The sequence below is a fragment of the Demequina zhanjiangensis genome (assembly GCF_030418315.1).
GTDB classification, from domain to species: Bacteria; Actinomycetota; Actinomycetes; order Actinomycetales; family Demequinaceae; genus Demequina; species Demequina zhanjiangensis.
The window spans coordinates 89,285-114,165 of sequence record NZ_JAUHPV010000008.1; the positions used below are offsets into that span (position 1 = coordinate 89,285).

Below are 24,881 nucleotides of genomic sequence, written 5' to 3' on the forward strand. Positions count from 1 at the left end.
TACGCTGGGGCCATGTCTCTGCGGGCCGACCTCCACGTGCTCTGGGAGTCCCGCGGCTTCCGTCGCCTCACCTGGGCCCGGCTCCTGTCGCAAGGCGGCGACGGCATGTTCCAGGTGGGCATCGCCACCGCCTTCTTCTTCGACCCCACGCAGGCGACGACCCCCGAGCAGATCGCGATCGGCTTCGCCGTCCTGCTCGCGCCGTTCACGTTCGTCGGGCCCTTCGTCGGACCCCTGATCGACCGGTGGCAGCGGCAGCGCATCCTGCTCGTGGGAAACCTCATCCGCCTGCTGCTCGCCGGAGCGATCGTCGCGCTCGTCCTGGCCGACGCGCCCCTGTGGACCCTCTACGGTGCCGCGCTGCTGACGCTCTCGGTCAACCGCTTCCTGCTCGCCGCGATGACGGCGGGGCTGCCGCAGGTGGTGCCCGCACATCAGCTGCTCGCCGCGAACTCGGTGCTCCCGACGCTCGGCACGATCGCCGCGTCCGTCGGCGGGGCGATCGGGGCGGTCGCCACGTTCGTCGTCCCGTCGCTCAGCGACAGCTCGCTCGCGATCACCGCATTGCTCGGTGCCGCACTCGGGTTCGGCGCCTCGTCCTTCGCCGCCACACGGATCGGACATCGAGAGCTCGGTCCCGTGCACCCGCTCGTCAAGCTCCAGCTCGCCGCTCAGGTGCGGGCCCTCACCGCCGAGCTGCTTGAGGGCGAGCGCTACCTGCGAGCCCGCGGCACGCCGTGGCACGCGCTCGGCGTCATGTCAGCGCAGCGGCTGCTCTACGGGGTCATGTTCGTCGCCGCGATCCTCGCGTCCCGCCACGTGCTGGCCGACCCGGACGACGCGGAGGCCGCCCTCGGCGCCTTCTCCATCGTGCTCGGGTTCGCCGCCGTCGGGTTCGGGCTTGCCGCCGTGCTCACCCCCCTGCTCGGCGATCGCGTGTCGCGCGAGAGATGGATCCTCATGTGCCTGGGCGTCGGCGCCGTCGGACAAGCGCTGCTCGCGATCGGACCTGAGGCGTGGACGCTGCTCACCGCCGCCGTGGTCGTGAGCTTCGCCGTACAGGGCGGGAAGATCGCTGTGGACACCATCGTCCAGCGCGACACCGAGGACCACGTGCGTGGCCGCGCCTTCACCCTCTACGACATGGCCTACAACGTGGCCTTCATGTCGGCAGCAGTGCTCGGCGCCGTCATCCTTCCCGACAACGGCTGGTCACGCGCTGTGATGCTCGGGATCGCCGTCGCCTACCTCGCCGTCGCGGTCGTGTACGCGAGGACGCCGCGCGAGCCGAACCCGATGCCTGCCCCCGCCACGGCGGAGTAGCCCTACTCGAACGGCTTCCGCATCGCGGCGATCCCGCCCGTCGTCCCGTGGTGCTCCGCGCCGATCAAGTGCTCGAAGACGATGTTCGTCTCCGTCGACGCGACCACCGGGTCCATCGAGATGTAGCTCGCCACGAAGTCGCGCAGCTGACCCGTGGACGTGCACACCACGTGGATCAGGAAGTCCACCTGGCCACCCACGAAGAACACGGACGTCACGTTCGGAAGCCGGACGACCTTGCGAGCGTAGGTCTTGATCTGCGGCCTCGCCTGAGCCTGCAGCTTCACCGAGATGAGGCCCTGCACCGGCAGGCCCAGCGCCTCGTAGTCGAGCTCCACATGCGACGACCTGATGACGCCGGCATCGCGCAGCGCCTTGACGCGCGCGTGGGTCGTGGACGGCGAGACGTGCACCCGCGCGGCGAGCGCCGTGTTGGACAGCCGCGCATCCCTCGAGAGCTCCCACAGGATCTGCTCGTCGAGCTCGTCGAGCCGAAGATTCGACGGCGTCGGGCCGCCTGCGCCGCGTTCTGACATAGATCCTCCGAGATTCTCCGCCGTTTCGGCGATTGTATTCACGATCTGTTGCTGTCGCCGGAGGATCTTCGACAATTGAAGTGAGGACAGGCAGATGTCCGCGACAGGCGACCCGGACCCCCCGAGCCTCCTGCCGCACACCGCAGCACAGCGAAGGAGAGGGACCATGCACGTCGGCATCCCCGCAGAGATCAAGAACAACGAGAAGCGCGTCGCGATCACGCCCGCCGGCGTTCACGAGCTGGTCAAGCACGGTCACACCGTCACCATCGAGGCCGGCGCTGGACTCGGCTCCGCGTTCACCGACGCCGAGTACGTCGCCGCCGGCGCCACCCTCGGCACCGTCGAGGAGGCCTGGGCACAGCCCATGGTGCTCAAGGTCAAGGAGCCCATCGCCTCCGAGTACGGCTACCTGCGCGACGATCTGCTGCTGTTCACGTACCTCCACCTCGCCGCCGACGAGGCGCTCACCTCCGCGCTCGTCGCCGCGGGCACCACCTCGATCGCCTACGAGACGGTCGAGCTTCCCGACGGCTCGCTGCCCCTGCTCGCCCCGATGTCCGAGGTCGCGGGCCGCATGGCCACCATGGTCGGTGCCTTCAACCTCCAGTCATCGGCCGGCGGCCGAGGGGTCCTGATCGGTGGCGTGCCCGGCGTACGCCCCGCGAAGGTCACCGTGCTCGGTGCGGGCATGTCCGGCCAGAACGCGATCTCCCAGGCCGTCGGCATGGGCGCCGATGTCACCGTGCTCGACCTGTCGATCCCCCGCCTGCGCCAGCTCGACGCGCTCTACGCCGGCCGGGTCAAGTCCGTCGTCTCCTCCGCGTACGAGATCGAGAGGGCCTGCCTCGAGGCCGACCTCGTCGTCGGCGCCGTGCTCGTCGCCGGGGACAAGGCACCCAAGCTCGTCTCCCACGACCTCGTGTCCCGCATGAAGCCCGGATCCGTGCTCGTCGACATCGCGATCGACCAGGGCGGCTGCTTCGAGGACTCTCACGCCACCACCCACGCCGAGCCGACCTTCCAGGTCGAGGGCTCCATCTTCTACTGCGTGGCCAACATGCCCGGCGCCGTCGGCAACACCTCCACGCTCGCGCTGACGAACGCCACGCTCCCGTACGCGGTGCGCCTCGCGAACGACGGCTGGGAGGTCGCCACCGCCAAGGACCCGGCGCTCGCACGCGGCCTCGCGACCGTCGGCGGCAAGATCGTCCACGGCCCGGTCGCGGACATCTTCCCGCAGCTCCCCGCGGCGGTCTGAACCCGCGGTCTGAACCCAGCGGTCTGGCGCGCGCTGCCTGACCAGCACGGTCTGACCCGCACGGTGTGAACCCAGCGGTGTGAACCGCACCCGACTCCACACAGCCGCCACGACGCGGCCGGCACCCGGGCAACTTCTCCCGCCCGAGCGTCGGCCGCGTCGTCGCCTCCGGCACTCCCCGCGCGTCCCGCGCCACCCGACAGGCCCGGTCCCCCCGCGGAGCCTTCCGTCCGACCGGAGTCTCCGCCAGGAGACTCCCGACCGCTCCGTGACAGAAAATGGTTCCCCCAGGAGATCCGCGACCGCGCTCCTCCGCTACATCCGCCTCCTGACAGTGCTCTCAGCAACGGCGCGGCACCTCCCGAGATCGCCCATCACGTCCCGGTAGGCGAATCTCACCGTCTGGATCCCTATCGAGGCCAGAAGCGCATCCCTTCGACGGTCCTCCCGTACCTCGGCGAGCCTGGAATGGAACTCCTCGCCGTCGAACTCGAACGCCGTCGCGGAACGGACGTGAAATGCGTCGAGCCTGAACGCCTCGCCCTCGACCCGCACACGGTGCTGTCGCACACAAGCGCCAAGCAGCGGCCCGGCGAGCACCCGCGCTGCGTGCATCTCGAGGTAGCTCTCTGCTCCCTGCTGCGCAGCGGCCAGGCAGCGCACGAGAAGGCGGCGGTCAGGGATCCGGGAGAACCCGGCCGCAGCCTCAAGTATCAGCTTCTTGTTCGCACCGCGCCGGCACGGCCCGAACACTCGCTCGGAACGCTCCCGCGCGTCAGCCCACGAGAATGCTTGCACCACTGCCAGTGCAGGCAATGACACCGGGCGACCGTGCGCAGTCCATGTGTCCACGCGCGCGGATGTCGAGTGGATCCTCACCCAGTGCGGGCCGCGCCGATGCTCACCTGGAGGAACGGTGACGTCCACGATGCGGGGCTCCTCGGCTAGGCCTGCCAATCGGAGCGCTGCGTCACCCCCGACAGTGCCGCGAGTCCAGTCGGAGACCGCGAGGGTCCGGACCAGCCACGAGTCGGCGTGGACTGCCGCGGCGTACCGATTCGGGAGAATTCTGACGATCTCCCCGCGGGCGATAGCGCGGTTCACCGCGGTGCTCGAGGCATGCGACAGCAGTTCTCGGCGCGTGAACGGGCCGAGGTGGGTGAGCATGTGCCGCTTGAGATTGGCGATCGACATCCGACCACCATCGCGTGGTTTGTCTCGAGCGGGCGGCGTACGAATGAGGGGTGGGGATTGCAGCCGGCCGGGGGTGGGCTGTGGAGAGCGGTCGCCAGTCTCCTGTGGGAGGCGGTTTGGCCTGGAAAGCGGTCGCCAGTCTCCTGTGGGAGGCGCTTTCGCGTGGAAAGCGGTCCCCAGTCTCCTGTGGGAGGCGCTTTCGCGTGGAAAGCGGTCCCCAGTCTCCTGTGGGAGGCGCTTTGGCCTGGACAGCGGTCGCCGATCTCCTGGTGGAGATGGCCCGACGCGCGACGGTCGGCGGGCCGACGTGGCGGTCTCGACGGCTAGTCCGCCTGCGCCGCCCACCACTCGCGCAGCTCTGCCTCCGCGCGCTCCGGGCCGAGCGGTCCGTGCTCCATGCGCAGCTCGAGCAGGTGCTTGTACGCCTGGCCGACCTCGCGCCCGGGCTTGATTCCCAGGATCTCCATGATCTGCGTGCCGTCCAGGTCAGGCCGGATCGCGTCGATCTCCTCCTGCTCGCGCAGCTCGGCGATCCGGTGCTCCAGGTCGTCGTACGCGAACGCGAGCCGTTCCGCCTTCCGACGGTTCCGGGTCGTCACGTCCGCGCGCGTCAGGCGGTGCAGCCGCTCGAGCTGATCGCCCGCGTCAGTGACGTAGCGCCGCACGGCCGAGTCCGACCACCTTGCGTCCACGTAACCGTGGAACCTGAGGTGGAGCGAGACAAGGTGATTGACCGCCTTGGTCGTCTCCTTGTCGAATCGCAGCGCCTTGAGCCGCTTGGTGGTCATCTTCGCGCCCACGATCTCGTGATGGTGGAAGCTGACGGCACCGCCCGGCTCGTTGCGCTTGGTGGGGGGCTTGCCGATGTCGTGCATGAGCGCGGCGAGGCGCAGGATCAGGTCAGGTCCCGGCACGGCGCCGTCTGCGTCGGTCTCCAGGTCGATCGCCTGGTCGATGACGGTGAGCGTGTGCTCGTAGACGTCCTTGTGATGGTGGTGCTCGTCCACCTCGAGCTTGAGGGCCGGCAGCTCGGGCAGGATCACGTCCGCGATGCCGGAGTCGACGAGCGCGGTCAGTCCGGCGCGCACGTCTGCGCCGAGCAGCAGCTTGGTGAGCTCGTCGCGCACCCGTTCGGCGCTGACGATCTCGATCCGCTCCGCCATCTCGTGCATCGCCGCGAACGTCGCGGGCTCGATCTCGAAGCCGAGCTGCGACGCGAAGCGTGCCGCTCGCATCATGCGCAGCGGGTCGTCACCGAAGGACACGGCGGGCTCGATGGGCGTGCGAAGCAGTCCACCGGCCAGGTCCTCGAGCCCGCCGAACGGGTCGACGAAGGTGAGGGACGGCAGCGAGACTGCCATCGCGTTCACGGTGAAGTCGCGGCGGGCGAGGTCTCCCTCAAGCGAGTCGCCGAATGACACGGTGGGCTTGCGCGTGGCCCCGTCGTACTCGTCCGCGCGGTACGTGGTGATCTCGGCGACGACGTCTCCGCGTCGGCCCCCGATGGTGCCGAACGCCCGACCCATGTCCCAGGTCGCGGACGTCCACCGCTTGAGCAGCCGCTCGGTCTCGTCCGGCGACGCGCTCGTGGTGAAGTCGAGGTCCGCGCTCGAACGACCGAGGAACGCGTCGCGCACGGGACCGCCGACGAGCGCGAGCTCGTGCCCGGCTGAGGCGAACAGCTCGCCCAGCTCGGCCACCTGAGGCGGCAGCGCGGTCCACAGGCCCGCGGCGCGCTGACGGAGCACGTCGATCGACACGCGATCAGGGGCGGAGGGTCGTCGGCTCATGCGGTCAAGCATCCCAGAAACGTGACGTGAGTCAGGAGCGATGCTCGGTGCGGCCCGTGCGGCAGATATGTTCGCGCAACACACCACGGTTAGGATTTCGGCATGCCTCTGCCGTCCAGCCCTCGACCCCGCCCGGCACCGATGCCGCCCGCGGGCTCGTCGCTGCGACGTCGGCGCGAAGGGTCGCAGCGTGCCACGCACCTGCCTGTGAGCAACGAGGTCTCCGCTGGGGGCATCGCGATCCGCGTGGAGGACGGCGTGGCCTACGCCGCATGCATCGGCCGACGCAATCGTGCAGGTCGGCTCGAATGGTGCCTGCCGAAGGGCCACATCGAGGAGGGCGAGACGCCGGAGATCGCGGCGGTCCGTGAGGTCGCCGAGGAGACGGGCATCGATGCGGAGATCATCCAGCCCATCGGCGTGATCGACTACTGGTTCACGGGCGATGACCGCCGGGTCCACAAGACGGTCCACCACTACCTTCTCGAGGCGCGCGGCGGGTACATCACGACTGAGAAGGACCCTGATCACGAGGCGGAGGTCGCCGAGTGGGTCCCGCTGTCGCGCCTGGTCCAGCGACTCGCCTTCCCCAACGAGCGGAAGATGGCGCAGGTCGCCGTGACCCTGCTGGCTCCCTCGTGATCCGGGCGGCCCGTTCCCTGGTCGCGCTCCTCCTGGCCGGCGCGTTGGCGTCCGCACCTGCTGCGGCGTTCGGCGACGAACCGATGGTGCCGGGCGCCGAGGTGGAGGTCTCGACGCTCACGGGAGAGATCGCAGCCGTCAGCTCGACCGTCCTGGAGGCGGACGACTCGCTGAGGGTGACCGCAAGGATCGCCAATGGGACAGGGACGACGGTGATGGGCGAGACCGTGCATCTTCGCCTCACGGAGGCCCCGCTGACCAGCCATGAGGCGGTGGAGCGCTTCCTCGACTCTCCATCGTCGTCCGCACGGCGCACCGTGGCGACGCGGCCGCTCGGAGGTGTCACGGGGCTCGCACCCGAGGGCGAGTCGACGCTGTCCCTCGTCGCCTCGCCGGAGGAGCTCGACCTGCCCGCGACCCGGTCGGGCGTCTACGGCGTGACGGTGACCGTGGTGGGGTCCGACGGTGCGGTGACGGTCGATTCCATGGTGCTCACGTGGGCGCCGGTCGCCATCCCGGAGCTCCAGGTGGCGGCCGTCGCGATCGCCTCGAGCTCGCAGAGCCGCGCGGAGGCGGTGGTCGCGAACGCGGATCTCGACACGGTGTCGCTGCTCATGGATCCGACGGTGTCGGAGGGCCTGTCCGTGGGTGGCCATGAGGTCTATCGCACCCTCGCGGGCGACGCGGACGTCACATCGCTCGCGCGAGGAGACGGTCTGTCGCTGCTCGAGTTCGCTGAGGACGCCGCGAACGACAACGCTCCGCACTACCCCGCGGCGGCCACGCTCGTGCCGAATGTCGCGGTGGCGGACCAGGCTACGCTCGACGCTGCGGAGAGGATCGGGGCGACTGCCGTGCTGCTCGAGACCCGCTTCGACCCCGAGGGCGTCACGGGTGGCGGCGATGCGGCCGTGGTCGACGTGCCGACGGCTGAGGGGTCCGTCCCGGTCATCCGTCCCGACGTCGACTTGAGCACCGTGCTCGCGTCCTATCGTCCGGGGACCGTGGCCGCACAGGCAAGGATCGTCGCTGAGGCGGCGATCGCAGCGGAGGCGTCGGCGTCCGGCCTGGTGGTCGTCGCGCCTGGTCAGTCGTGGATGCTCTCCGAGGAGGGGACTTCGGACGTGCTGCGGGCGTTGCTCGAGGCGCCGTGGGTCGCCCCGGTGCCCCTGACGACGGCGCTTGCGGGCGAGCACCCAGTGGGCGTGCCTGCGAGCTCCTCCACGGGAGTCGAGGACGATCTGGATGCCGAGAGCGTCACACAGCTGTCCGAGGCTCTCGACGGGGTGGCGCTCGTCGCGTCCGCCGCGACCGACGAGGGCGCGGCTCTCGAGCAGTACGGGCTTGGGCTGGTCCGCGCGGCATCGATGGAGAGCCGGGCGCGGTCGGCCACACGCGACTCCCTCGTCGAGCGCTCGCTCGTCGTCGCTCATGAGGCGATCGACGGCATCTCCGTCGCGACCTCGGCCGACCTGAACCTGATCGCCGAGGAAGGCGCGCTTCCGATCACTGTGCGCAACAGCATCGACCAGGATGTGACCGTGGTCGTCTCCGCGCAGTCGAGCTCGCCGAACCTCCGGGTCACGGGCCGGCCGGAGGTCGTCGTGCCCGCAGGGTCCGAGCTGGCCGTCCAGATCCCTGTCACCGCGGTGTCGTCGGCCAACGTGAATGTCGTGGTGGTGATCCGCGCCGCCTCGGGCGAGGCTCTTTCGGAGGCGCAGGTGCTCACGGTGAGGGTGCGCGCTGACTGGGGAAGCGCCGCGACGCTCGTCTTCTCCGTGCTCCTCGCGCTCCTGCTGGTCGCAGGCGTCATCCGCACGGTGCGACGGGGACGACGCGACACCCGCGTGGGTCCAGGAGAGCTCTCCGAAGCCGAGCTCGACGACGCGACAGGTGCCGACGAGGAGGGCGGCCGGGACGACGCAGCGGCCGACGACGCAGGAGCCGGCCCGGACGACGCGGACACCGGATCCTCGACCGACGGTCACGACGGCGCATCCACGCTTGACGAGCCTGCCGACCCCAGCGTCGAACCGGGATCTCCTGTGGAACGGAACGGATCCGATCCCGCCAGGCGCGAGAATACGTGACGTGACTTCACCCGAACCCGAGGACGGGGCCGACGCGGTCGAGCCGAACGCGCCCATGAGCGGACGCCGCCTGGGACGCTCCACCGCGCTCATGGCCTCGGGCACCATCGTGTCCCGAGGGCTTGGGCTCGTCCGAGGCGCGATGCTCGTGTGGGCGGTCGGCATGACGGGCCAGGTGGCCGACTCGTACGACCTCGCGAACAAGCTGCCGAACACCCTCTACGCACTGCTTGCGGCGGGAGTGCTCAACTCCGCGCTCGTGCCCCAGATCGTGAAGGCCTTCCAGCAGCCTGGCGGCAAGCGGATCGTGGACCGGATCCTCACGATCGGTGCGACCGCCTCGGTCGTCGCGGGTGTCGTCTTCACGATCGCGGCACCGATCATGGTGCGGATCTACTCGAACGGGTGGAGCGACGACCAGCTCGCGCTGGCCACGGCGCTGGCGTACTGGATCATCCCGCAGCTGACCTTCTACGGGCTGTACACGCTGCTCGGGGAGATCCTGAACGCGCGGGGGCAGTTCGGCCCGTACATGTGGGCGCCGGTCCTGGCCAACGTCATCTCGATCAGCGGGTTCGCGGTCTACCTGGCCATGTTCGGCGCGATCGGCGATCCGCCTCCGCCGCTCGCCATCGACGAGTGGACGCCGGACAGGATCGCTGTTCTCGGAAGCGTCGCGACGCTCGGCATCGCGTCACAGGCGCTCGTGCTCATCATCCCGTTGGTCAAGGGCGGCTATCACTGGAAGTGGAGGTGGCGCGGTGAGAAGGGCGAGCTCGCCGCCCTCCGCACGGTGGTCACGTGGGCGCTCGCCGCGGTGAGCATCGAGCAGCTGGGGGTCCTGCTGACCAGCCGGGTGATGACCGCTGCTGACACCGCGGCGGGAGCCGACGGCGGCGTGATCGCCGGAAACGCGGCGTACTTCAACGCGATGATGATCTACATCGTGCCGCACTCGATCGTCACGGTCTCACTGCTGACGGCGCTCTTCACCTCCATGGCGCGTGCCTATGCACGGGGCGACAACGACACGTTGATCTCGGAGATCTCGCGCGGCGCGCGCCTGGTCGGCGTCTTCGCCATCTGGGCGAGCGCGACCCTCTTCCTGCTCGGGCCGCTCGCGGTCCGCGTGCTCGTGCCTACCGCGAGTGCGGAGTCCGTCGCCGTCACGGCGCCGGTGCTGCAGACCCTTGCGCTCGGGCTCGTGCCGCTCGGCCTGATGGTCCTCGTCAAGCGCGTGCTCTTCGTCATGGAGGACGCAAGGTCGGTCTTCTTCGTGCAGATCCCCATGACGATCGCATGGATCGGGGTGGCGTACGCCGTCATGTACTTCGCCGAGCCGCAGTGGTGGACCGTCGGTGTGGCGCTCGGCCTCGTCGCCTCGAACACTGTGGCCGTGGTGCTGCGGTCGGTCACGCTCAAGCGGAAGCTGGGGCGCCTCGACGGTCGCAGGATCGTCACGCTGTATGCACGGGCGGTCGTCGCGATGATCCCGGCTGCGGCTGCGGGATGGGTGCTGCAACGCTTCGTGCCGCCGGTGTCAGAGCTCTCCGGGTGGGGCGGACTCTTCCAGGCCGCAGCCGCGGGCCTGGGCATCGCGCTCGTGATGGGCCTGGTATATGGGATCGTCTTGAAGCTCCTGCGCGTTGAGGAGTTGGATCAGGTGATGGCTCCGCTGATGCGCAAGCTGCGCCGCGTACGATAGGTGTCCGTCGAGTCAGGGGCCGCTCACAGCGCCTCCGCAGGGTTCTTGGGGGTCTTCAGGTGCAATCGGGTGTGACGTTGGCGCGCCGCTTCACGCTCGTTGCCCGGGAGGACTTCGACGTGGCCGGTGCCGCGCGCTGGCATGCGAAGGACGAGCGGCTCCGCAAGGACGTCACCGCCTACACGCTGCCCGGCGACGACTCCCTTTCCGTGCTGTCCGCGGTGGCGCGCGTGTCCTCGGTACGAGACCCTCGCCTTGCCCGTGTCGTCGCGAGCGGCACTGATGCGGTGGACGACGCGTCGGTCGCCTATGTGATCGTCGACAGGCCGCGCGGGGTGGTGCTGGAGGACGTGATCGCCCGCCGGGACCTCACTCCTCGGCTTGCTGGAGCGATCGTCGGCTCGCTGTCGCGCGCGCTGGTCCCGCTCGATGCGCGCGGGATCCACCATGGCGCGATCCGCTCCACCGCGGTCACCGTGTCGGATGCGGGCATCCCCGTGCTCACGGGCCTGGGACTGGATGCCGTGCTGATGGAGCAGTCCGACGGGGGCGATCACGAGTCGCCGAGCGAGAAGGGGGACGCGCAGGCGCTCACGCGTCTGTTCCTGCGCTGCCTGACGGGCTCCGACGCGGATCTGCTCACCGTCGACGACATCCCCTCGGAGGTGTCCGGTCCTGCGCGGGGGCTGTGCGTCTCGCTGCTCACCGGCGACGGGCCGACGGCGCTGTCCGAGGTCGTCGCTGCGTTCCCGCCCGATCACGTCGCGCTCAGGGGCTTCCCTTCCGCGGTGAGGAGCATGCCGCTGCGGGCTGAGGTCGCGCGCGCGGAGCTGCGGGAGACCGTGGGAAAGCCTGCGACCGAGGTCGTCACGCTTGTGACACTGTCCCGGGCGGCAGCCGTGTGCGCCGTGGCGCACGCGGTCCAGCGCAGCGCACCCGACCTGGCGCCCGAGGTCGAGGCCGGCAGGCTCACATGGATCCGTGCGGCGCTGCCTGCTCCCACCCCGCCTGCGCCCACGGTCGATCCCGTGCCGGGCAGTGCTGAGGACGAGCGTGCGCTCTTCGACGATCTCGAGGCGTACGACGAGATGGTCGACGCCCAGAACTCCGGTCCCTCGCGATCGGTGTGGGAAGCGCTCCTCTATCGGCTGCACACCCGTTGGCCCGAGTCGGACACGCTCGCGCGTCTCCATGACGAGGCGCATGCGCGGGCGGCCACTCCGGGCCCCATCCCGACGCGTGCCTTGCTGATGACCGGCGGCGTCGCGCTCGTGATCTTCGCGGTCATGACAGCGCTCTCGCTGCTCGCGGCGCCGATCGAGGTCGAGCAGGACCGCCACAACCCACCGAGCCACACGTATCCGGTGTACACGTTCAGCCCCACGGCCTCCCCGTCTGAGGAGTAGCGTCGGCCGGCTGCCATGCGGTGGCCGCTTACGGGTGGCTGCCAGGGGTGCTGTGCCCGCGGCGAACAGCGGAAGATCGGACGACTAGCATTCGTTGTGACATCCGGAAGAAGACACGCTCCGAACACACCCCGAGGACTTTCATGAGCGACATCCGCAATCTGATCATCGTGGGCTCCGGCCCCGCCGGGTACACGGCGGCCATCTACGCCGCACGCGCCGGCTTCCAGCCCCTCGTCATCGCCGGCTCCATCACGGCGGGCGGCGCGCTGATGAACACCACCGAGGTGGAGAACTTCCCTGGCTTCGTCGAGGGAATCCAGGGCCCTGAGCTCATGGAGGTCCTCCAGGCGCAGGCCGAGCGGTTCGGCGCCGAGGTGCTGTTCGACGACGCGACCGAGCTGTCCCTCGAGGGCCCCGTCAAGACGGTCGTCACGGGCATGGGCAAGACCTACTCCGCCAAGGCTGTCATCCTCGCGACGGGCTCCGCCTATCGCGAGCTGGGGCTCGAGGACGAGAAGCGTCTGTCGGGCAAGGGCGTCTCCTGGTGCGCGACGTGCGACGGCTTCTTCTTCCGCGACCAGGACGTCGTCGTGGTCGGCGGCGGGGACTCGGCTGTCGAGGAGGCGACGTTCCTCACGCGCTTCGCACGCAAGGTCTACATGGTGCATCGCCGCGACGAGCTGCGTGCCTCCAAGATCATGGCGGACCGAGCGAAGGCGGATCCGAAGATCGAGTTCGTCTGGGACTCCCAGGTGGTCGGCCTTGAGGGCGACGCGAAGCTCTCGAGCGTCCGCATCGCGAACGTGAAGTCCGGTGAGGAGTCCACGCTCGAGGCGACGGGTCTCTTCGTCGCGATCGGTCACATCCCCCGCTCCGAGCTCGTCAAGGGTGTCGTCGACACCGATGAGGGCGGATACGTCCTGGTAGACGGCCGTACCACGGCCACCAACGTCGATGGCGTCTTCGCCTGCGGTGATCTCGTGGACAACCGCTACCGACAGGCCATCACCGCGGCCGGCTCCGGCTGCGCCGCCGCGCTCGACGCGCAGCACTGGCTCGATGCGCACGGCGCCGAGGCGGGCGCCACCGTGGATCTGGAGGTTGACGCGAATGTCTGACGCTCCCGTCCCCGCCACCGTCGACACGTTCAAGAGCGAGGTGCTCGAGTCCGACGTCCCGGTCGTGGTCGACTTCTGGGCCGCCTGGTGCGGTCCGTGCCGCGCGGTCGCTCCCATCCTGGACGAGCTGGCCGGCGAGTACGAGGGACGTCTGAAGGTCGTGAAGGTCGACACGGACGAGAACGGCTCGCTCGCAGCGGCCTACGGCGTCACCTCGATCCCCACGATGACGTTCTTCTCCGGCGGTCAGGTCGTCAAGTCCGTGGTGGGCGCGAAGCCCAAGCCTGCGCTCGTCTCGCTCTTCGACGAGGTCCTTGCCGAGACTGGCGCGTCCGCCTAGCCAGGTCTCACGATGCCGGAGGCCCGGTTCCGCGCGGCGGGACCGGGCCTCTGCGCGTCTCACTGGACCCACCTCGACTCCAGGGTCGTCCCGAGGCCTTCCGACGTGCGAGACTGGCGCGCATGAGCATCTCGGACTCCGGCGGCACGCGGCTCGACCCCTGGTATGGGTCGTACGCAGCGCGCGCACACGAGATGCGGGCGTCCGAGATCCGCGCGCTCTTCGCGGTCGCCAGCCGTCCCGAGGTGGTGTCGCTCGCGGGCGGCATGCCCTACATCGGCGGGCTGCCGCTCGAAGAGCTGGGCGAGATGATGAAGCGCCTCATCGTCGAGCAGGGCGAGGTGGCGCTCCAGTACGGCTCGGGCCAGGGAGACGAGGGTCTGCGTGAGCGGATCCTGGACGTGATGGCGCTCGAGGGCATCACGGCACATCCTGACGATGTCGTGGTGACGACGGGCTCGCAGCAGGCGTTGGACCTGGTGACGAACATCTTCATCGACCCGGGCGACGTCATCGTGGCCGAGGCTCCCTCGTATGTGGGTGCGCTGGGCGTCTTCAGGGCGCGTGAGGCGTCGGTGGTCCATGTCCCCATGGATGCCGACGGTCTGATCCCGGAGCAGCTGGACGAGACCCTCACGCGCCTGAAGGCCGAGGGTCGGCGCGTGAAGTTCCTGTACACCGTGCCGAACTATCACAACCCGGCTGGCGTCAGCCTGTCGCTCGAGCGACGCCCGCAGGTGCTCGAGATCTGCAAGCGGCACGGCGTCCTGATCCTCGAGGACAACCCGTATGGGCTTCTCGGCTTCGATCGTGAACCCATGCCCGCGTTGCGCTCGATGGACTCCGAAGGGGTCATCTACCTGGGGTCTTTCTCCAAGACCTTCGCCCCCGGCTTCCGAGTCGGATGGGCGGTCGCACCTCACGCGGTCCGCGAGAAGCTTGTGCTCGCCTCCGAGGCGGCGATCCTCTCCCCCTCGAATGCAAGCCAGCTCGCGATCCGCAGCTACCTGGACCACCACGACTGGCAGGGTCAGATCAAGGGATTCAGGGAGCAGTACCGCGAACGTCGCGACGCGACCATCTCCGCGCTTCAGGAGCACATCCCGGAGGCGACATGGAACGTCCCCGACGGTGGCTTCTACGTGTGGGTGAAGCTCCCCGAGGGGCTCGACGCCAAGTCGATGCTCCCACGCGCGATCACCGCGAGGGTCGCGTACGTGGCAGGGTCCGCCTTCTACATCGACGGCTCGGGCACCGATCACCTGCGGCTGTCGTTCTGCTACCCCACGCCTGACCGCATCCGCGAGGGCATCCGCAGGCTCGCCAGCGTCGTCGATGCAGAGCTCGAGACGGTGCGGATCTTCGGCACCGCGGGCTCGGGCAGCGCCGAGACCGTCGAGTTCCCTTCCCCCGACCTGACCTGAGCCGCTGCCGGCTCCCATGAGAGGACCCCACCCATGCACGCGATGATCCTTGCCGGCGGACTCAGCCACGAGCGCGACGTCTCGATCCGCTCGGGCCGTCGCGTGATGGAGGAGCTTCGCGACGCCGGGGTCGAGGTGTCGATGCACGACGTCGACCACGGCCTGATCCCTGCACTGAAGGAGGGCGGCGTCGACGTGGTGTGGCCCCTCCTGCACGGCGCCTCTGGCGAGGACGGCTCGCTTCAGGCGCTGCTCGAGGTCGTCGGGGTCCCGTACGTCGGCACCACCTCGCAGGCAGCCCGCGTCGCATGGAACAAGTCGGTCGCGAAGACCCTGATGGCGCGCTACGGAATCTCCACCCCCGACGCTGTGACCATGCCTCAGTCGCTGTTCCGTGAGGTGGGCGCGGAGCAGATGCTCGACTCGATCGCCGCGAAGCTCGGCTTCCCTCTGGTCGTGAAGCCTGTGCGGGGAGGCTCTGCGCTCGGACTCTCGATCGTGCAGACGCGGGAGGATCTCGCTCGAGCGATGGTGCACTGCTTCGCCTACGGCGATATGGCGTTGATCGAGCGGTTCGTCGAGGGTCGCGAGATCGCGATGAGCGTGATCGGCTCCGGTGACGACGCCCGTGCGCTTCCCGGGGTCGAGGTCTCGGCAGCTGACGGCCGCTACGACTACGACGCGCGCTACAACCCTGGACGCATCGAATACTTCGCCCCCGCCCGCCTGAGCGTTGAGGAGGCGGAACTGGTGGCGCACACCGCTCTGCGGGTGCATCAGTCCATGGACCTGCGAGATCTGTCGCGAGTGGACATCATCCTGGACCACGACGGCGTCGCGCAGGTCATCGACATCAACATCTGCCCTGGTATGACCGAGACTTCGCTCATGCCGCAAGCCATCGGTGCAGCTGGCATGCCGCTCCGCGAGCTGTACTACGCGATCGCTGCGTCGGCCGCGAGCCGCGGCGTCTGATCACAGGTACGCCTCAGACGCCGATGAGCGGGCCTCAGAGCGTTCAGGCGCGCTGATTCCGTCTGGGGCCCACGCCCAAGGACTCCTCGGGCGTCAGGCGTCCTCTGCGGCCGCGCCGAGCACTCCCGGATCATTAGGAGCCAGGATCGTGACGATCCGGTTCAGATCCTCGACCGTCGCGAAGTCGATCGTCACCTTGCCTCGGCTTCTGCCCAGCTGGACCTTCACCCTGGTGTCCAGGCGATCCCCGAGCCGCGCCGCGAGGTTGTCGAGCGCCTCCGTGCGGCCGCCGGCACGCACCGCTCCCTTGCGCGTCGGCGCGGGCGCCTCCACTCCGAGCGTCACGATCTCCTCAGTAGCGCGCACGGAGAGGCCCTCCGCGACGATCCGCTGTGCCAGGTGCTCCATCGCAGCCGGGTCCTCGAGTCCCAGCAGCGCACGCGCATGACCGGCGCTGAGGACGCCGGCCGCGACGCGACGCTGCACGAGCGGAGGCAGTCGGAGCAGACGCAGCGTGTTCGAGATCTGCGGTCGCGAACGACTGATCTTCGTGGCGAGCTGGTCGTGGGTGATCCCGAAGTCGTCGAGGAGCTGCTGATAGGCGGCGGCCTCCTCGAGCGGGTTCAGCTGGCTGCGATGCAGGTTCTCGACGAGAGCGTCCCGCAGCATGTCGACGTCGTCCGTGGATCGCACGATCGCCGGGATCTGCTCGAGCCCGGCCTCCTTGGAGGCGCGGAGTCGACGCTCACCCATGATGAGCTCGTAGCCCTCCCCCGACGGGTGGGGCCGCACGACGATCGGCTGCAGCACGCCGATCTCCTTCACCGAGCCGACGAGCTCGGCAAGCGCGTCCTCGTCGAACACGGTCCGCGGCTGTCGCGGGTTAGGGACCACGGACATCGGATCGATGTGCGCGAAGCGCGCGCCGGGAACGGGGACGAGTCCGTCCTCGTCATCCTCGGCCAGGGCGGCTTCGTCAGCCTTCACCTGAGGGATCGCGCCCGTGCCGGCGAAGAAGACGTCCGAGGGGCGCTCGGCCGGCGTGACCGACTCGTCCTCGGTGGGGATGAGGGCGCCGAGGCCCCGTCCAAGTCCACGCTTGGGCTTGCTCACTGCTGTCCTCCGGTCTGCGCAGCCGCTGCGCCTCGCGCAGCGATCTCCCGTGCGATGGCGAGGTAGGCCACCGCGCCCGATGACGTCGGGTCGTATGTCATCACCGTCTGCCCGAAGCTGGGGGCCTCGGAGACCCTCACTGACCTGGGGACGGTCTGGTCGAGGGTCTGCTCCGGGAAGTGACCTCGGACCTCCGAGGCGACCTCGCGCGCGAGGTTGGTACGGCCGTCGAACATGGTGAGCACGATCGTCGAGACGTGGATGGTCGGATTGAGGTGCTTCTTGACCATGTCGACAGTCTTGATGAGCTGCGTGAGGCCCTCGAGTGCGTAGTACTCGCACTGGATAGGGATGAGCACCTCAGTGGCGACGACCATCGCGTTCAGCGTGAGGAGACCCAGGCTCGGCGGACAGTCGACGAACACGTAGTCGAGCTGCTTGCCGGAACCTTGGAGCAGCTCCTGGAGTGCGTCGTGGAGACGGAACTCTCGACGCACCATCGACACGAGCTCGATGTCCGCACCGGCGAGATCGATGGTCGCGGGGACGCACCAGAGGGTCGGGATGTCGGGGCTGCGCTGCGCCACACGCGCGAGCGGCGTCTCCTCGAGCAGGACCTCGTAGATCGAGGGGGTGCCCGAACGATGCTCGACGCCCAGTGCAGTCGAGGCGTTCCCCTGCGGGTCGGCGTCGATCACGAGCACGTTCGCTCCCCTGCTCGCAAGGGCCGCGGCGAGGTTCACGGAGGTCGTGGTCTTGCCGACTCCGCCCTTCTGGTTCGAGACGGTGATGATCCGCGTCTTCGGCGGTCGGGGGAAGTCGGCGTCCTCAAGGGCTCTGCGGAGCTGCTCCGTCTCCCACAGCTCACGGCCGACCGGACTGTCCTCCCCTGGCGTGAAGTCTTCGCCCGGCCCGGAGTCCTCGGCGGCGCCCGTTTCACGTGAAACATCGGAGGCGTCCCGCGCGTCGCCGGCGAGCTTGGCGAAGTCTGGGTCGGCAGCCCGCCGCTCCGGGGAACGCGGAACACTGGGTCGCGCGACGTCGCCCCGCCACGCCTGCGCAGCGCCGACGGGCTCGCCGGAAGGTGCGTGTGCCTCGTGACTGTCCGTCACGGATCCTCCTCGCATCGATGCTCTGCTTCCAGGGATCAGGCATGGCGCAACCGCGCACATGTGATGTCGTCGCCTGATCACCCCTGTCCAGCACGCGCTGTTTCACGTGAAACCACGTGGGCTGCGCACCCCGGAGCAGTCAGACTACCTGCGCGGTCCGACGGTTTCATCCGCGCTCAACCGTGCCTTCTGTGGACAACCATGGTGGCGACCCTCCGCCCCCGCACGCAGGCCTGTGGAGATCCGCTGTGGAGAAGATTCTGAAAATCGCGGCCAGGGAGCGACATCTGCCGCCGATCCGGGTCGATCGCCGACACGCACAAGGGCACGGATCGGGCCGCCATGCGGCGAGAGGACGTCGCGACAGGGAAGCCACCACGACCTCGCGGGTCGCCTCCGCGACAGAGGTGCGCTGACCGAGAGGCGCACACCGTTGCTCGACCGCCTGCTTCTCCCCGCCGCAACTAGGCGCGCGTGAGCCTGACCACGCGCGTCGGCTCGAGCCCAGGCAACGTGCCCGCCTCAAGAACCTCGCCGACGAGTCGGTGCTTGCGGAGCGCGTACTTCGCGCGCTCGAGCTCATCGCCCGCAGAGCGACCCTTGAGGAGCACCATCTCACCCTCGGGGGCCAGGAGCGGCGCGCACCACTTCACCAGCTTGTCGATGCTCGCCACGGCACGCGCGGTGATCACGTCGGCCTCGACGCTCTCCTTGACCTCCTCCGCCCTGCCCCGGAGCACCGTGACGTTGTCGATGCCCACCTCTCGCGAGGCTTCGAGCAGCCACTGCACGCGACGCTCCATGGGTTCCACGAGCACCACCCGACGCTCGGGAAGCATCGCGGCGACGACAAGCCCGGGCAGCCCGGCGCCGGAGCCGATGTCCACGATCACTCCGTCGCCGAGGAACGGCACGACGGCCGCTGAGTTGAGGATGTGCCTCTCCCACACGCGCTCCAGCTCGCGCGGCCCGATCAGGCCGCGGAGCACTCCCTGGTCCGCGAGCAGCTCTGCGAAGTGGCGCACCTGCGGATAGCGGTCACCGAAGTACGCCTCGACATCGGGCGACCCGTTCAGTGGATCGTCCTGGAGTCCGCGTGGCACGTCACTCTCGTCGCGCGGCTGAGTCGTCTCGGTCATCGATCTCCCTTGGTTTCACGTGAAACAGTAGCGCGCCGCCCACTCCCCTACGGGAGTGAACGGCGCGCGAACGCACTGCAGATCAGGACGCGGGCAGCACCACGACGTAGCGGTTCGGGTCCTCGCCCTCCGACTCGGATCCGAGGCCCGCCGCCAGCACGACATCGTGCACGACCTTGCGCTCGAAGGCGTTCATGGGCGGAAGCGACACACGCGCGCCCGACTCCTGCACCTTCGCGACGGCCTCGCGAGCCTGCTCCGCGAGACGCTCGCGTCGCCCGGCACGGAAGTCGGCGATGTCGAGCATCAGCCTGCTGATCTCACCCGTGTCCGCCTGCACGGCGAGACGCGCGAGATCCTGGAGGGCGTCGAGCACCTCTCCGTCGGGACCCACGAGCCGCTTGAGGTCCTGGCTGGGTCCGTCCGCGATCACGGCGACCTTCGCTCGTCCCGCCTCGACGGAGATGTCGATGTCGCCGTCCATGTCGAGGATGTCGAGCAGCTCCTCAAGGAAGTCCGCCGCCGCGTCGCCCTCAGCCTCGAGGCGAGCGGTGTCCTTCTCGTCAGTCATGATTCCTGCCGTTCGTTGTGCGGCCGCCGTAGGCGACGCGGGTGGTCTTGACTATCGCTTCTTGCGGTTCTTGCGCTTGGGCTGCTGGCGCTGGCCGGAAGCCTTGGTCTCCTCGACCTCGGTCTCGGCGGTCATGTCGAAGGCCTCGCCCTCGATCGTCTTGCCCTTGCGCTTCGCCTTCTCCGCGCGCCTGGCGAGCAGCTTGCGCTCCGCCTCGGACCCGGGGGTCGGGTTGTTGCGGATGACGTAGAACTGCTGACCCATGGTCCAGAGGTTGGTGGTGGTCCAGTAGATGAGGACACCGACCGGGAAGTTCGGACCCGAGATGACGAAGATGAACGGCAGCACGTACATGAGGATCTTCTGCTGCTGCGCCATCGGGCCCTCGAGGGCCGAGGCAGGCATGTTCTTCTGCGTCAGCTGGTGCTGGGTGAGGAAGGTCGTGGCGACCATCGCGATGATGAGCACGGCGGATAGGACCCTCGCAGAGGTGCTCGCGCCGTCGGACAGGAATGTCTCATCCAAGCCCGCGCCGAACAACGTCGCCTGCTGTGCCTGGTTGATCAGTTCATCCGTGAGCAGGCCGATCTCACCGCCACCCTGCTCGAGTCGATAGTTGAGCACGCGGAACAGTGCGAAGAAGATGGGCGCCTGGATCAGCATCGGCAGGCACGAGGCGAACGGATTCGTCTTGTGCTTGGAGTACAGCTCCATGGTCTCGCGGCTCATGGCCTCGCGGGACGCCTGGTCCTTCTTGCCCTTGTACTTGTCCTGCACCGCGCGCAGCTCGGGCGCGATCACCTGCATCGCACGCGATGCCTTGATCTGCTTGACGAACAGAGGGATCAGCGCGATACGGATCGTCACCACCAGGCCGACGATGGAGAGGGCCCAGGTGATGCCCGCGGCCGGATCCATGCCGAGGAACTCGAGCAGCTGGTGCCAGATCACCATGACATTGGCGACCACCCACTCGAGCGGCTGCAGAATCGCGAAGAAGTCCATGAGGTGTTGCCTATTCGTTGAGGTCGACTGGCGTCGAGGGTACAGGCTCGGCGTGCGGCCTTACCGAGACCTCGCGCTTGCGGAACAGAGGTTCGCCCACCTGGGGGACGTCATCGACTCCCCCGTGGCTCCACGGATTGCAGCGGAGCACGCGCCAGCCGGCAAGGGCGCTGCCCTTGATCGCGCCGTGGCGCTGCAGCGCCACGAGCCCGTAGCTCGAGCAGGACGGGTAGTACTTGCAGCGGGGACCGGTCAGTGGCGAGATGACGAGCTGGTAGGTGCGGACGAGGCCGATCAGCAGGAGGCGAGGCGCGGAGGCGACGCCTCGACCCACCTGGGCCCACGTCATAGCGAGGCCTTCCTCAACGCGGCGGCGGCGCCGTCACGGAGGTCGCGTCGGAGCGCCTCGAAGCTGGAGGACGCGGAAGCCGGAAGCGCGCGCACCACGATGCGGGTCCCGTCGGGCAGCGTGGGAAGAAGCTCGGCGCTGATCGCGCGGAGGCGACGCTTCACCCTGTTGCGCACCACTGCGACACCCACTGCCCTAGAAACGGCGAAACCGGCCATGCTCGGGGCATCACCGGTTCGCTCGACGTAGACCACCATGGTCTTGCGACCGCTCCGCGACCCGCGGCGCATCACGGACTGGAAGTCCGCGGCCGTCCGGAGTCGGGAGTCGGCCTTCAGCACTTAGGCCGAAAGGTTGCCGCGGCCCTTGCGGCGACGCGATGCGAGGATCGAGCGTCCGGCACGGGTGCGCATGCGCAGGCGGAAGCCGTGCGTCTTGGCGCGCTTACGGTTGTTCGGCTGGAAGGTCCGCTTGCTCACGGGAATGCTCCAAAGACTATGGGGGATGGGGTCACATCAGCGCACCAACGTTACGCGCTCGCGCGTGGACGGTCAAATTCCACCGCTGCTGAGCGCGCTCGAGGTCAAACGTATAGAGTCCACCTTCGCACATCGAAGGCGCTGGACCGACACGCCGCTTCCCAAGTAACGAGCGTATGACGTACTCTCAACGGGCTGTGTAGAACTCTGTGGATTGACGATCGGATGGGGGTCAGGTGACCGAGCAGGCGGGTGCGCCAAGCATCGAGGACATCTGGCGAGAGGCCCTGGAGCATCTGGTCCACGACAGCGGGATCAGCGCACAGCACCGATCGTTCCTCAGGCTCGTGAAGCCGCTCGCGGTCGTCGAGGACAACGTGTTCCTCGCTGTGGCCGAGGACTTCACCAAGACCTACATCGAGTCGACGCTTCGGGGCGGAGTGACCGAGGCCCTCTCGCATGTGCTGGGTCGGGACATCAGGATCGCCGTCACGGTCGACGCGTCCGTCACTCCCCCGGACATCGCTGTCCCCGAGCCCACGGCGGTGGACGACGCAGGCACCAGCGCGCCGTCGGCCCCGACGCCCGTGACGAGGACGCCCGACGCGGTGCCCGATCCTCATCTGAACCCGCGGTACACCTTCGACACCTTCGTCATCGGCTCGTCGAACAGGTTCGCGCATGCGGCAGCTCTCGCCGTCGCCGAATCACCCGGCAAGACCTACAACCCCCTCTTCATCTACGGCGGGTCGGGACTGGGGAAGACGCACCTGCTGCATGCGATCGGCCACTACACGCGCCAGATCAAGCCGCAGACCCGGGTCCGCTACGTGAACTCGGAGGAGTTCACCAACGACTTCATCAACTCGATCCGTGACGACCGCTCGCTGACGTTCAAGAGGACGTACCGCGAGGTCGACGTCCTGCTGATCGACGACATTCAGTTCCTGCAGGGCAAGGAGCAGACGCTCGAGGAGTTCTTCCACACCTTCAACGCGCTGCACAACGCCGGCAAGCACGTGGTGATCACCTCGGATGTGAGCCCGCGCAACCTGGACGGGATCGAGGAGCGCATGAGGACCCGCTTCGAGTGGGGCCTCATGACCGACGTCCAGCCGCCGGACCTCGAGACCCGCATCGCCATCCTCAGGAAGAAGGCGCAGGCGGACGACGTCGCGGCGCCCGGAGACGTGCTCGAGTACATCGCCTCCAACATCACGAGCAACATCCGCGAGCTCGAAGGCGCGCTGATCCGTGTGACCGCGTTCGCGGCGCTCAACAAGCAGACAGTGGATCTGTCCCTGGCGCAGGTGGTGCTCAAGGATCTGATCAGCGACAACGACTCGGAGATCACGGCGTCGTCGATCATCGGCACCACGGCCGACTACTTCGGCATCTCGATGGACGAGCTCACCGGCACCTCACGTTCACGGGTGTTCGTGACCGCGCGTCAGATCGCCATGTACCTGTGCCGTGAGCTCACCGACCTGTCGCTTCCGAAGATCGGCGAGCACTTCGGTGGCAAGGACCACACGACGGTCATGTACTCGGTCAAGAAGGTCGAGGATCAGATCGCGCAGCGTCGGCAGATGTACAACCAGGTCAACGAGATCCACGCGCGCGTCAAGCAGCAGACCCGCGGCTGATCCTTTCGCCTTCGCTCGCCCGACACCCTCGGCTTCGCGGCTCGGTCCCGGCCTTGTGATGGCCCGACGATGCCCGCTGCCGCCTGCTCGCGGTGCCCTCGGAGCGCTGAGTCGCGCGTTCTCGATGTCACGGAACGACAACAGTTCACGACCGCAATACCACGGATCGATGCGTCATGCACACCTGGGGAAAAGCCTGTGAGTTCTTGTGAACGACAAGAAGTCCACAGACGAACAACCTGTGAACTACGCGCCGCTTCCTGTGAGTCCGCATTCCTCATCCACCGCGAAGCTCAGCGTCTCCGCAGCTCCGTCCCCGAGCGATCCACAACACAGATCTTGTAGTTACCAGCGCGAATGACAGGAATCCCCAGATTCCACCGCCCCTATGACTACTTCTCAACCTTTCTTGTGATTACTCCCCATCCGACCTTCATGACGCTCCGCGCCACGCGTCCCGGTTTCCCGTGGAACGAGGTCCGAACTGGCGTAGTCTGTGGCGCAGACCAGAGGAGAGACCGCACATGAAGTTTTCCGTCGATCGCGACGTTCTCACCGACGCCGTGACGTGGACGTCGCGCGCCGTCCCGGCCCGTCCCCCTGTTCCCGTGCTCGCGGGAGTGCACATCGAGGCCGACGCTCAGGGCGTCGTCCGCCTGTCGAGCTTCGACTACGAGGTCTCCGCACGGGGCGAGTTCCCCGCCGACGTCGAGACGGCCGGTGAGGTGCTCGTGAGCGGTCGCCTCCTGCGCGACATCGCCAACGCGCTCCCCCACAAGCCGGTGCAGTTCGAGCTCGACGGCACCAAGGTGTCCGTCACCTGCGGCGCCTCGCGCTTCACGCTTGCGACGATGCCGGTCGACCAGTACCCCGACCTTCCGCAGCTGCCCGAGCAGTCCGGCACCATCGACGGCGCCGAGTTCCAGCAGGCGGTCGCGCAGGTGAGCGTCGCGGCGTCTCGAGACGAGACCCTCCCGATCCTCACGGGTATCCGCATCGAGATCGAGGGCAGCCACGTGTCGCTGCTCGCCACCGACCGCTACCGGCTCGCGCTGCGCGAGCTGTCGTGGAAGCCGTCTGCCTCCGACGCGTCGGCGATCTCGCTCGTGCGTGCGAAGACTCTCACCGAGACGGCCAAGGCTCTTGGCGCCGGCGACGTCACCGTCGCTCTCAGCTCGGGCCAGGGCATCGACCTGGTCGGCTTCTCGGCCGGCGGCCTCGTCACCACCTCGCTGCTGATGGACGGCGACTACCCGCAGGTCCGTCGGCTCTTCCCGGATGAGAGCCCGATCACCGCGGTGGTGCGCACCCAGGATCTGATCGACGCCACGCGACGCGTCTCGCTCGTCGCCGAGCGGAACTCGTCCGTGCGCCTCGCCTTCCTGGAGGGCGAGGTGACGCTCGACGCAGGTCAGACCGAGGACGCGCAGGCGTCCGAGGCGCTCGAGGCCACCGTCGAGGGCGGTGACATCACGGTCGCGTTCAACCCGCAGTACCTGCTGGACGGTCTGAACGCGCTCGGCACCGAGTACGTGCGGTTCGGTTTCACGCAGGACACCAAGCCGGTCGAGTTCGTCGGACTCTCCGAGCCGGGTGGCGACCTTGCCAGCGAGTTCCGCTACCTGCTTGTCCCCATCCGCATCGCCTCCTGACCTCGCGG

Annotated in this window: 23 protein-coding genes; 12 read left to right on the forward strand and 11 right to left on the reverse strand. The window is 68.4% G+C overall.

The window, feature by feature from the left end; all coding sequences use genetic code 11:
* Nucleotides 1–12 precede the first annotated feature (12 nt).
* Entirely contained in the window at nucleotides 13–1,323 is a 1,311-nt protein-coding gene (locus QQX04_RS12725) for an MFS transporter (protein ID WP_301129797.1), read from the forward strand.
* Nucleotides 1,324–1,325: 2 nt separating this feature from the next.
* Here the strand turns inward: QQX04_RS12725 and QQX04_RS12730 are convergent, their stop codons facing one another.
* Entirely contained in the window at nucleotides 1,326–1,859 is a 534-nt protein-coding gene (locus tag QQX04_RS12730) for an Lrp/AsnC family transcriptional regulator (protein WP_301129799.1), read from the reverse strand.
* A 166-nt stretch (nucleotides 1,860–2,025) separates the two neighbouring features.
* Between QQX04_RS12730 and ald the strand changes: the two genes are divergently transcribed.
* A complete protein-coding gene (gene ald / locus QQX04_RS12735) occupies nucleotides 2,026–3,120 on the forward strand; it encodes an alanine dehydrogenase (protein WP_301129801.1) in 1,095 nt (364 codons plus the stop codon).
* 315 nt (nucleotides 3,121–3,435) lie between these two features.
* Here ald and QQX04_RS12740 read toward each other — a convergent pair whose 3' ends face one another.
* Both QQX04_RS12740 and QQX04_RS12745 read right to left on the reverse strand, forming a co-directional pair.
* Nucleotides 3,436–4,314 carry a PDDEXK family nuclease gene (locus QQX04_RS12740; RefSeq protein WP_301129803.1) on the reverse strand — a complete coding sequence of 293 codons (879 nt, stop codon included), beginning with the start codon at nucleotides 4,312–4,314 and terminating at the stop codon, nucleotides 3,436–3,438.
* A 323-nt stretch (nucleotides 4,315–4,637) separates the two neighbouring features.
* Entirely contained in the window at nucleotides 4,638–6,104 is a 1,467-nt protein-coding gene (locus QQX04_RS12745; protein WP_301129805.1) for a CCA tRNA nucleotidyltransferase, read from the reverse strand.
* Between the two features lie 102 nt (nucleotides 6,105–6,206).
* Here QQX04_RS12745 and QQX04_RS12750 point away from each other — a divergent pair, with 102 nt between their 5' ends.
* From QQX04_RS12750 to QQX04_RS12785, 8 genes are all read left to right on the forward strand, one after another.
* Nucleotides 6,207–6,746 (forward strand): NUDIX hydrolase, encoded by a 540-nt coding sequence (locus QQX04_RS12750; RefSeq protein WP_301129807.1) that lies wholly within the window; start codon nucleotides 6,207–6,209, stop codon nucleotides 6,744–6,746.
* Complete coding sequence (locus QQX04_RS12755; RefSeq protein ID WP_301129808.1) at nucleotides 6,743–8,836, forward strand: DUF6049 family protein; 2,094 nt, start codon at nucleotides 6,743–6,745, stop codon at nucleotides 8,834–8,836. The genes QQX04_RS12750 and QQX04_RS12755 overlap by 4 nt, the downstream gene beginning before the upstream one ends.
* Before the next feature lies 1 nt (nucleotide 8,837).
* Complete coding sequence (gene murJ, locus QQX04_RS12760; protein WP_301129810.1) at nucleotides 8,838–10,541, forward strand: murein biosynthesis integral membrane protein MurJ; 1,704 nt, start codon at nucleotides 8,838–8,840, stop codon at nucleotides 10,539–10,541.
* 77 nt (nucleotides 10,542–10,618) lie between these two features.
* Nucleotides 10,619–11,947: a protein kinase family protein gene (locus QQX04_RS12765; RefSeq protein ID WP_301129812.1), complete on the forward strand. Its 1,329-nt coding sequence runs from the start codon at nucleotides 10,619–10,621 to the stop codon at nucleotides 11,945–11,947.
* A gap of 143 nt (nucleotides 11,948–12,090) precedes the next feature.
* Complete coding sequence (gene trxB, locus QQX04_RS12770; RefSeq protein ID WP_301129813.1) at nucleotides 12,091–13,068, forward strand: thioredoxin-disulfide reductase; 978 nt, start codon at nucleotides 12,091–12,093, stop codon at nucleotides 13,066–13,068.
* Entirely contained in the window at nucleotides 13,061–13,408 is a 348-nt protein-coding gene (gene trxA / locus QQX04_RS12775; protein ID WP_301129814.1) for a thioredoxin, read from the forward strand. The genes trxB and trxA overlap by 8 nt, the downstream gene beginning before the upstream one ends.
* Before the next feature lie 122 nt (nucleotides 13,409–13,530).
* Complete coding sequence (locus QQX04_RS12780; RefSeq protein WP_301129816.1) at nucleotides 13,531–14,832, forward strand: aminotransferase-like domain-containing protein; 1,302 nt, start codon at nucleotides 13,531–13,533, stop codon at nucleotides 14,830–14,832.
* A 33-nt stretch (nucleotides 14,833–14,865) separates the two neighbouring features.
* Nucleotides 14,866–15,807 (forward strand): D-alanine--D-alanine ligase family protein, encoded by a 942-nt coding sequence (locus QQX04_RS12785; RefSeq protein ID WP_301129817.1) that lies wholly within the window; start codon nucleotides 14,866–14,868, stop codon nucleotides 15,805–15,807.
* 93 nt (nucleotides 15,808–15,900) lie between these two features.
* Here QQX04_RS12785 and QQX04_RS12790 read toward each other — a convergent pair whose 3' ends face one another.
* The 8 genes from QQX04_RS12790 to rpmH all read right to left on the reverse strand — a co-directional run bounded on the left by QQX04_RS12790 (nucleotide 15,901) and on the right by rpmH (nucleotide 21,575).
* Nucleotides 15,901–16,920, reverse strand: coding sequence for a ParB/RepB/Spo0J family partition protein (locus tag QQX04_RS12790; RefSeq protein WP_301129819.1), 1,020 nt, complete (start codon nucleotides 16,918–16,920; stop codon nucleotides 15,901–15,903).
* On the reverse strand, nucleotides 16,917–18,032 hold the full coding sequence (locus QQX04_RS12795) for a ParA family protein (RefSeq protein ID WP_301129821.1): 1,116 nt from the start codon (nucleotides 18,030–18,032) through the stop codon (nucleotides 16,917–16,919). The genes QQX04_RS12790 and QQX04_RS12795 overlap by 4 nt, the downstream gene beginning before the upstream one ends.
* Before the next feature lie 464 nt (nucleotides 18,033–18,496).
* A complete protein-coding gene (rsmG, locus tag QQX04_RS12800) occupies nucleotides 18,497–19,171 on the reverse strand; it encodes a 16S rRNA (guanine(527)-N(7))-methyltransferase RsmG (protein WP_301129822.1) in 675 nt (224 codons plus the stop codon).
* Between the two features lie 82 nt (nucleotides 19,172–19,253).
* On the reverse strand, nucleotides 19,254–19,742 hold the full coding sequence (locus QQX04_RS12805; RefSeq protein ID WP_301129824.1) for a Jag family protein: 489 nt from the start codon (nucleotides 19,740–19,742) through the stop codon (nucleotides 19,254–19,256).
* A gap of 51 nt (nucleotides 19,743–19,793) precedes the next feature.
* A complete protein-coding gene (yidC, locus tag QQX04_RS12810) occupies nucleotides 19,794–20,747 on the reverse strand; it encodes a membrane protein insertase YidC (RefSeq protein WP_301129825.1) in 954 nt (317 codons plus the stop codon).
* A gap of 10 nt (nucleotides 20,748–20,757) precedes the next feature.
* Entirely contained in the window at nucleotides 20,758–21,096 is a 339-nt protein-coding gene (gene yidD / locus QQX04_RS12815; RefSeq protein WP_301129827.1) for a membrane protein insertion efficiency factor YidD, read from the reverse strand.
* Nucleotides 21,093–21,437 carry a ribonuclease P protein component gene (gene rnpA / locus QQX04_RS12820; RefSeq protein ID WP_301129829.1) on the reverse strand — a complete coding sequence of 115 codons (345 nt, stop codon included), beginning with the start codon at nucleotides 21,435–21,437 and terminating at the stop codon, nucleotides 21,093–21,095. Before rnpA ends, yidD begins: the two co-directional genes overlap by 4 nt.
* On the reverse strand, nucleotides 21,438–21,575 hold the full coding sequence (gene rpmH / locus QQX04_RS12825) for a 50S ribosomal protein L34 (RefSeq protein WP_062314279.1): 138 nt from the start codon (nucleotides 21,573–21,575) through the stop codon (nucleotides 21,438–21,440).
* Between the two features lie 236 nt (nucleotides 21,576–21,811).
* On the opposite strand from rpmH, the gene dnaA reads away from it, so the two are divergent.
* Both dnaA and dnaN read left to right on the forward strand, forming a co-directional pair.
* Complete coding sequence (gene dnaA / locus QQX04_RS12830) at nucleotides 21,812–23,221, forward strand: chromosomal replication initiator protein DnaA (RefSeq protein WP_436968482.1); 1,410 nt, start codon at nucleotides 21,812–21,814, stop codon at nucleotides 23,219–23,221.
* A gap of 524 nt (nucleotides 23,222–23,745) precedes the next feature.
* Nucleotides 23,746–24,873: a DNA polymerase III subunit beta gene (gene dnaN, locus QQX04_RS12835; RefSeq protein ID WP_301129831.1), complete on the forward strand. Its 1,128-nt coding sequence runs from the start codon at nucleotides 23,746–23,748 to the stop codon at nucleotides 24,871–24,873.
* Nucleotides 24,874–24,881: the final 8 nt, after the last annotated feature.